This window comes from Ramlibacter sp. (genome assembly GCF_035706265.1).
GTDB lineage: Bacteria > Pseudomonadota > Gammaproteobacteria > Burkholderiales > Burkholderiaceae_C > Ramlibacter.
The window spans coordinates 1-6,716 of sequence record NZ_DASSVG010000373.1; the positions used below are offsets into that span (position 1 = coordinate 1).

General features: G+C 71.4%; 6 protein-coding genes. 2 read left to right on the plus strand and 4 right to left on the minus strand.

Going from position 1 to position 6,716, the window contains the following annotated elements; translation table 11 throughout:
* The 3 genes from VFM98_RS13555 to VFM98_RS13565 all read right to left on the minus strand — a co-directional run.
* Nucleotides 1-429: enoyl-CoA hydratase-related protein (locus tag VFM98_RS13555; protein ID WP_325110444.1), on the minus strand; the 429-nt coding region annotated here is incomplete at its 3' end.
* An 11-nt stretch (nucleotides 430-440) separates the two neighbouring features.
* On the minus strand, nucleotides 441-1,259 hold the full coding sequence (locus tag VFM98_RS13560) for an enoyl-CoA hydratase family protein (RefSeq protein ID WP_325110445.1): 819 nt from the start codon (nucleotides 1,257-1,259) through the stop codon (nucleotides 441-443).
* A 92-nt stretch (nucleotides 1,260-1,351) separates the two neighbouring features.
* Nucleotides 1,352-2,101 (minus strand): SDR family NAD(P)-dependent oxidoreductase, encoded by a 750-nt coding sequence (locus VFM98_RS13565; protein WP_325110446.1) that lies wholly within the window; start codon nucleotides 2,099-2,101, stop codon nucleotides 1,352-1,354.
* A gap of 274 nt (nucleotides 2,102-2,375) precedes the next feature.
* Between VFM98_RS13565 and VFM98_RS13570 the strand changes: the two genes are divergently transcribed.
* Together VFM98_RS13570 and VFM98_RS13575 are read left to right on the plus strand one after the other, a co-directional pair.
* Nucleotides 2,376-3,461, plus strand: a complete 1,086-nt coding sequence (locus VFM98_RS13570) for a CgeB family protein (protein ID WP_325110447.1) — start codon at nucleotides 2,376-2,378, stop codon at nucleotides 3,459-3,461.
* Nucleotides 3,462-3,488: 27 nt separating this feature from the next.
* Nucleotides 3,489-5,153 carry a TIGR04290 family methyltransferase gene (locus tag VFM98_RS13575; RefSeq protein ID WP_325110448.1) on the plus strand — a complete coding sequence of 555 codons (1,665 nt, stop codon included), beginning with the start codon at nucleotides 3,489-3,491 and terminating at the stop codon, nucleotides 5,151-5,153.
* On the opposite strand, the gene VFM98_RS13580 is transcribed toward VFM98_RS13575, so the two are convergent.
* Nucleotides 5,132-6,529, minus strand: a complete 1,398-nt coding sequence (locus VFM98_RS13580; RefSeq protein WP_325110449.1) for a phosphomannomutase/phosphoglucomutase — start codon at nucleotides 6,527-6,529, stop codon at nucleotides 5,132-5,134. The two genes, VFM98_RS13575 and VFM98_RS13580, sit on opposite strands and share 22 nt — an antisense overlap.
* Nucleotides 6,530-6,716: the final 187 nt, after the last annotated feature.

The following is a 6,716-nucleotide window of genomic DNA, read 5'->3' on the forward strand; positions in this document are numbered from 1 at the left end:
GCCCAGGCGCGCCTCGGGCAGCCCCAGCTTGGCTGTCGCGGCCACGACCCGCAGGTCGCAGGCCAGGGCCAGCTCGAGCCCGCCCCCGAGGGCCGCGCCGCCGATCTCCGCCAGCGACACCTTGCCGCTGCGCTCGATGCGCGCGAACACCTTCTGCATCGCCCGCGTCAGCGCCACCATCTGCGCGCGCCCGGCGTCGCTGGCGAAGCGCTCGCGCATCAGCGCCAGGTCGGCGCCGGCGCAGAAGGCCCGGCCGGCGCTGCGGATCCACAGCACGCGCACGTCGTCGCGCGCTTCCACCTCGTCGACGATGGCATCGAGCCGCGCGACCCAGGCGTCATCGATCGCGTTGACGGGTGGGCGGTCCAGCGTGGCGATCGCGATGGCGCCGTCGATGGCGAGCGTGATCGGATGGCGGGGCGTGTCCATCGCGACGCGCCTCAGTCGCCCTGGAACACCGGCGTCTGCTTCGCCACGAAGGCGTGGTAGGCGCGGCCGAAGTCCTTGGTCTGCATGCAGATCGCCTGCGCCTCGGCTTCGGTCTCCAGCGCCTGCTCGATGGTCTGGTTCCACTCCTGGTGCAGGCATTTCTTGGTCATGAAGTGGGCGAAGGCCGGCCCGTTGGCGAGCGTGAGCGCCATCTCGCGCGCCTTGCCCTGCAGGGCGTCGGCGGGCACCAGCTCGTTGAAGTAGCCCCAGGCCAGGCCCTCCTCCGCGCTCATCCCGCGGCCGGTGTAGAGCAGCTCCGAGGCGCGGCCGTGGCCGATGATGCGCGGCAGGATCGCGCAGGCGCCCATGTCGCAGCCGGCCAGGCCGACGCGCGTGAAGAGGAAGGCCGTCTTCGTCTTCGGCGTGCCGTAGCGCAGGTCGCTCGCCATCGGCAGGATCGCGCCCGCGCCGGCGCTCACGCCGTCCACCGCCGCGATGATCGGCTGCGGGCATTGCCGCATCTCCTTGACCAGGTTGCCCGTCATGCGGGTGAACGTGAGCAGGCCGTCCATCGGCAGGCCCACCAGCGGGCCGATGATGTCGTGCACGTCGCCGCCCGAGCAGAAGTTGCCGCCCTCGCCGGTGAGCACCACCACGCGCACGTCGTCGACGTACTGGAACTTGTGGAAGGTGTCGCGCAGTTCCGCGTAGCTGTCGAAGGTGAGCGGGTTCTTGCGCTCGGGCCGGTTGAGCGTGACGGTGGCGACGCGGTCGGCAACCTCGAGCTTGAAGTGCCTGGGGCGGAATTCGGAAGCCTTGAGCTTGTACATGGTGTCTCCTTTGGAAGTTCGGGGTGGCAGAGCGCAGGCTCGGTCGTAGGCTGGTGCTGACCGCGCGCAACGCGCGCCGGAAAGCCCAGCGATCAACCGGCGAGCGTCAGCCCGCCGCTCACGCTCAGCACCTGCCCGGTGACGAAGCTCGATTGCGCGCTGGCGAAGAAGAGGACGGCGTCGGCGATCTCCGAGGGCTGCGCGAGGCGGCGCATCGGCGTGGCCTTGACGAAGGCCTCCTGGTGCTTCTCGGGCACGGCCGCCAGCAGCGGCGTGGCGGTAGGGCCGGGGCAGACGCAGTTGACGTTGATGGCGTAGCGCGCCACTTCGCGCGCGAGGCTCTTGGTGAAGGCGATGGCGCCGCCCTTGGCGCCCGAATAGACCGTCTCGCCGAGGCTGCCGACGCGGCCCGCGTCGCTGGCCACGGTGACGATCTTGCCGCCCTGCCCCGCCTCGATCATCCCGCCGAGGAAGGCATGCGTGACGGCGATCGGCCCCATCAGGTTCAGGTCCACCACCTTGCGCCAGAACTCGGGCGTGTTCTCCAGGAAGGGCTGGATCTTCCCCCAGCCGGCGACGTTGGCCACGATGTCGACGCGCGCGGACTTGCGGTAGGCCTCGGTGCGGAAGGCGGCGACGGAATCGAGGTCGGTCACGTCCATGCGCAGGAACTCCGCCTGCCCGCCCTGGGCCCGGATCTCCTTCGCGGCGGCCTGGCCGCCCTCTTCCGCGATGTCGGCCAGCAGCACGAAGGCGCCGGCCTCGGCGAGCTTCTGCGCGGTGGCGCGGCCGATGCCCGAGGCGGCGCCGGTGACTACGGCGGTCTTGCCCTTGAGTTGCATGAGCTTGTCTCCAGACGGTGGTGGTGAGCGAATGAATGCTCGTTCAGTCACCGGCCCCGGGTCCTTGCGCGAAATCAAAGGTCACGCCGCACACCGCCTAGGGATTGCCCGCAAACGGCCGAGCATTGCGCGTGGCATTGCCCTCGTCCACAGGGGCCCGCCGCGGCATCGCTTCCTGCAAAGCGCCCCCCGTGCCGCGAAGCAAAGGCTATATTGGCCGCCGCAACAGAAGGACAACAGCGATGGCGCTGCAGATGCTGTGGGAGGCGCGCGCATGCGTTTCGTGATCTTCGGGCTCACCGTCAGCTCTTCGTGGGGCAACGGCCATGCGACGCTGTGGCGCGGCTTGTGGCGGGCGCTCGCGCGGCGCGGCCACACCATCGACTTCTTCGAACGCGACCTGCCCTGGTACGCCGGCGCGCGCGACCTGCACGCGCTGCCCGGCGGCGAGCTGCTGCTCTATCCCGACTGGGAAGCGGTGCGCGAACGGGCCGCGCGCGAACTGCGCGACGCCGACGTGGCGATGGTCACCTCCTACTGCCCCGACGGCATCGCTGCCGCGCAGCTGCTGCTCGACGCGCCGTCCGCGGCCCTGCACGTGTTCTACGACCTCGACACGCCGGTCACGCTGGAAAACGTGCAGGCCGGCCGCGCCGTTCCCTATCTCGGCCCGCGCGGCCTGCGCGACTTCGACCTCGTCCTCAGCTACACCGGCGGCCCGGCGCTGGAGCAGTTGCGCACGCTGCTCGGCGCGCACGCGGTGCACACCTTGTACGGCCACGTCGACCCGCAGGTGCATCGCCGGGAAGCGCCGCGCGAGAACTACCGCAGCGCGCTCTCGTACCTGGGCACCTACGCGGCCGACCGGCAGGCGGCCCTGGAGGAACTCTTCATCGAGCCCGCGCGTCAGCGGCCCGGGCTCACTTTCCTCATCGGCGGCGCACAGTACCCGGCCGAGTTTCCCTGGAGCGCCAACATCCACTTCGTGCGCCACATGCCGCCGGCGGAGCATCCGGCCTTCTTCTCTTCCTCGCGCCTGACGCTGAGCGTCACGCGCAAGGCGATGGCGGACAACGGCCACTGCCCGTCGGGCCGCCTGTTCGAGGCCGCCGCCTGCGGCACGCCGGTGCTGAGCGACTGGTGGGAAGGCCTGGACGGGTTCTTCGCGCCGCAGAGCGAGATCCTCGTCGCGCGCAGCACGCAGGAGGCGCTGGACGCGCTGGACCTGGAGGACGCGCAGCTCGAACGCATCGCCCGCGCCGCGCGCGAGCGGGTGCTCGCGCAGCACACGTCCGACCATCGCGCGGCCGAACTCGAAGACCTGCTGGAGCGCGCGCGCACGCCGGCGCTGGCGGCCTGACCAACGACGCACAGGGAGCATCCAAGCATGTGGGGCATCATTCCGGCCGCGGGCATGGGCACGCGCATCCAGCCGCTCGGCTTCTCCAAGGAGCTGCTGCCCGTGGGCAGCAGCATGGACGGCGAGGTGGAGCGGCCGCGCGCCGTGAGCGAATTCCTGGTCGAGCGCATGCTGCGCGCGGGCACGCAGCGCATCTGCTTCGTGGTCGGCCCGGGCAAGTCCGACATCGTGCAGTACTACGGCTCGAGCCTGCGCTCGGCCGACATCTGCTACGTGGTGCAGCCGCAGGCCGGCGGCCTGTGCGACGCCATCTTCCGCGCCTGCCCGCTGATCCGGCCGGACGAGCCGGTGGTGGTGGGACTGCCCGACACCATCTGGTTCCCGGAGGACGGGCTCGCCGCCCTGCCCGACGACGTGCTCTCCTTCCTGCTGTTCCCGGTCGACCGGCCGCAGGCCTTCGATGCGGTGGTCACGGACGATGAGGGCCGCGTGCAGGAGATCCAGGTCAAGCACCCCGACGCGAAGTCGAACTGGATCTGGGGCGCCTTCCGCATGCCCGGCGCCGTGCTGCACGAACTTCACGCGCTGTGGGAGGAGCGCGGCCGGCGCGACGAATACATCGGCACGCTGGTGAACGCCTACCTGCAGCAGGGCGGGCGCGCCGTCGGCGTGCGCGCCGGCGAGGCCTATGTCGACGTCGGCACCGTGCACGGCTACCGGCAGGCACTGACGCTGCTGGCCAGCCGGCAGCCGGCCAGGGAGGAAAGCGCGCCGCGGCCCACCACCATCTGCAGCCACGCCGGCCAGCCGCTGGCGAAGGAGAGGACGGAGAGCACGCCCACCGCGCCCTGGTCGCCGGCCGCCCACGGCGCGCCGCAGGGCGAGGCCGGCAGCGCCCGCCCCGTCGCGCCGCCCGCGCGCGAGAGGCGCCGCTTCACCCGCAGCGAGATCGAGGACGGCGTGCGCAAACTCGGCGACTGGTTCCAGAACCTGGACCTGTACGGCGTGCGCACGGCGCCCGCGCACTTCCTCGGCGACTTCCCGATGATCAAGTGGAAGCGCTTCTCGCACGTGATCCCCGAGGACCTCACCGGCAAGTCGGTGCTGGAGATCGGCTGCAACGCCGGCTTCTATGCCTTCGAGATGAAGAAGCGCGGGGCGAGCCGCGTGGTCGCGATCGACTTCGACGACTACTACCTGGACCAGGCCCGCTTCGCCGCCGAAGTGCTGGGCTTCGACGACGTGGACTTTCGCCGCATGTCGGTGTACGACGTGGGCGCGCTGCGGGAGAAGTTCGATCTCGTGCTGTTCATGGGCCTGGTCTACCACCTGCGGCATCCGCTGCTGGCGCTGGACCTGGTGCACGAGCACGTGGCCGGCGACCTGCTGGTCTACCAGTCGCTGCAGCGCGGCAGCCCCGAAGTGGAGCCGCTGCGCGAGGACTACGACTTCTGGGAGACCGACGTCTTCGACCGGCCCGGCTACCCCAAGCTGCACTTCGTGGAGAAGAAGTACTCGCACGACGAGACCAACTGGTGGGTCCCGAATGCCGCCTGCAGCGCCGCCATGCTGCGCAGCGCCGGCTTCCAGGTGCTCGCGCACCCGGAAGAGGAAGTGTTCCTGTGCAAGCGGGTGGAGGTGCCGCCCGGGCCCGACGGGCCGCGCGCGGTCTATCCCGCCGCCGGCCGCTGAGGGCCGCCCGCCACCTGCGCATCCGGTTTCACTTGGCGCAGCAGCGCCATCATCTCGCCCTCGATGCGCTCCATCGCTTCGCGCGTGTCACCCTCGAAGCGCAGCGTGAGCACAGGCGTGGTGTTGGACGCCCGCACCAGCCCGAAGCCGTCGGCCCAGTCGACCCGCAGGCCGTCGATGGTGGACACCTGCGCGCCGGGAAAGCGGGCCCGCGCGACCAGGGCCGCGGCCACGCGGTGCGCCTCGCCCTCGGCGCAGGGCACGTGCAGCTCCGGCGTGGCGACGCTGGCAGGCAGCGCCTCCAGCACCGCGTTGGCATCGGGGTGCCGCGACAGGATCTCCAGCAGGCGGCAGCCGCCGTAGGTGGCGTCGTCGAAACCGTACCAGCGCTCGCCGAACACGATGTGGCCGCTCATCTCGCCGGCCAGCGGCGCCTGCAGTTCCTGCATGCGCGCCTTCAGCAGGGGATAGCCGCTGCGGAACATCACCGGCTGCCCGCCCGCCGCTGCGATGGCCGGCGCGAGCCGCTGCGTGCACTTGACGTCGAACACGATGGGGGCGCCCGGCACGCGCGAGAGCACGTCCTGCGCCAGCAGCATCAGCTGCCGGTCGGGGAAGATGGTCTTGCCGCTGCGCGTGACCACGCCCAGGCGATCACCGTCGCCGTCCAGCGCCAGGCCCAGCTCGGCGCCGGTATCGCGCACGGCCGCGACCAGGTCGCGCAGGTTCTCCGGCCGGCTCGGGTCCGGATGGTGATGGGGAAAGTTGCCGTCCACCTCGGTGTACAGCTCGATCACTTCGCAGCCCACGGCGCGGAACACGGCGGGCGAAGTGGCGCCGGGCACGCCGTTGCCGCAATCCAGCACGATCTTCATCGGCCGCGCGAGCCGGATGTCGGACGCAATGCGGTCCCGGTAGGCCGCGAACACGTCGTGCTGCCGCACCTGCCCCGGCCGGGCCGCCGCCGGGGCAGCATCCTCCTCGATGGTCCGGCGCAGCTGCTGCAGCTCCTCGCCGCAGACCGCACGGCCCTGCAGCATCAGCTTGAAGCCGTTGTCGTCGCGCGGGTTGTGGCTGGCCGTGACCTGCACGCCGCAGTGCGCCAGCGTGCTGGCAGCGAAGTACAGCATCGGCGTGCTGGCCATGCCGATGTCGATCACGTCGACGCCGCTGGCCACCAGCCCGCGCAGCAGCGCCGCATGCAACGCAGGCCCGCTGAGCCGGCCGTCGCGCCCCGCGGCCACGCTCGTCTCGCCGTGCGCGCGCGCCAGCGCGCCGTAGGCGCGGCCGAGCGCCTCGGCCAGCGGCGCGTCGAGCGTCGCCGGCACCACGCCGCGGATGTCGTAGGCCTTGAACAGACCGGGGGGAATGCGCATGGGGAAGGTCCTTCCGCTCGGGCCGGGCCATTCTAGGTGGGCCCGCAGCGCGCGTGGGGCTGCGCCGGCGCGGTCGCGGTGGGAGGCCGCCTCACTCCGCCTTGTGGATCTGCGCCCTCTCGATCACCGGGCCCCCGTGCTGCAGCCCGGAGCGGACCAGTTCGCGCAGTTCCTCGCCGGGACTGCC

What these genes read in the sequence shown, in the direction of transcription:
- VFM98_RS13560 (WP_325110445.1), bottom strand. Translation starts at nt 1,259, where the DNA reads ATGTACAAGCTCAAGGCTTCCGAATTCCGCCCCAGGCACTTCAAGCTC.
- VFM98_RS13565 (WP_325110446.1), bottom strand. Translation starts at nt 2,101, where the DNA reads ATGCAACTCAAGGGCAAGACCGCCGTAGTCACCGGCGCCGCCTCGGGC.
- VFM98_RS13570 (WP_325110447.1), top strand. Translation starts at nt 2,376, where the DNA reads ATGCGTTTCGTGATCTTCGGGCTCACCGTCAGCTCTTCGTGGGGCAAC.
- VFM98_RS13575 (WP_325110448.1), top strand. Translation starts at nt 3,489, where the DNA reads ATGTGGGGCATCATTCCGGCCGCGGGCATGGGCACGCGCATCCAGCCG.
- VFM98_RS13580 (WP_325110449.1), bottom strand. Translation starts at nt 6,529, where the DNA reads ATGCGCATTCCCCCCGGTCTGTTCAAGGCCTACGACATCCGCGGCGTG.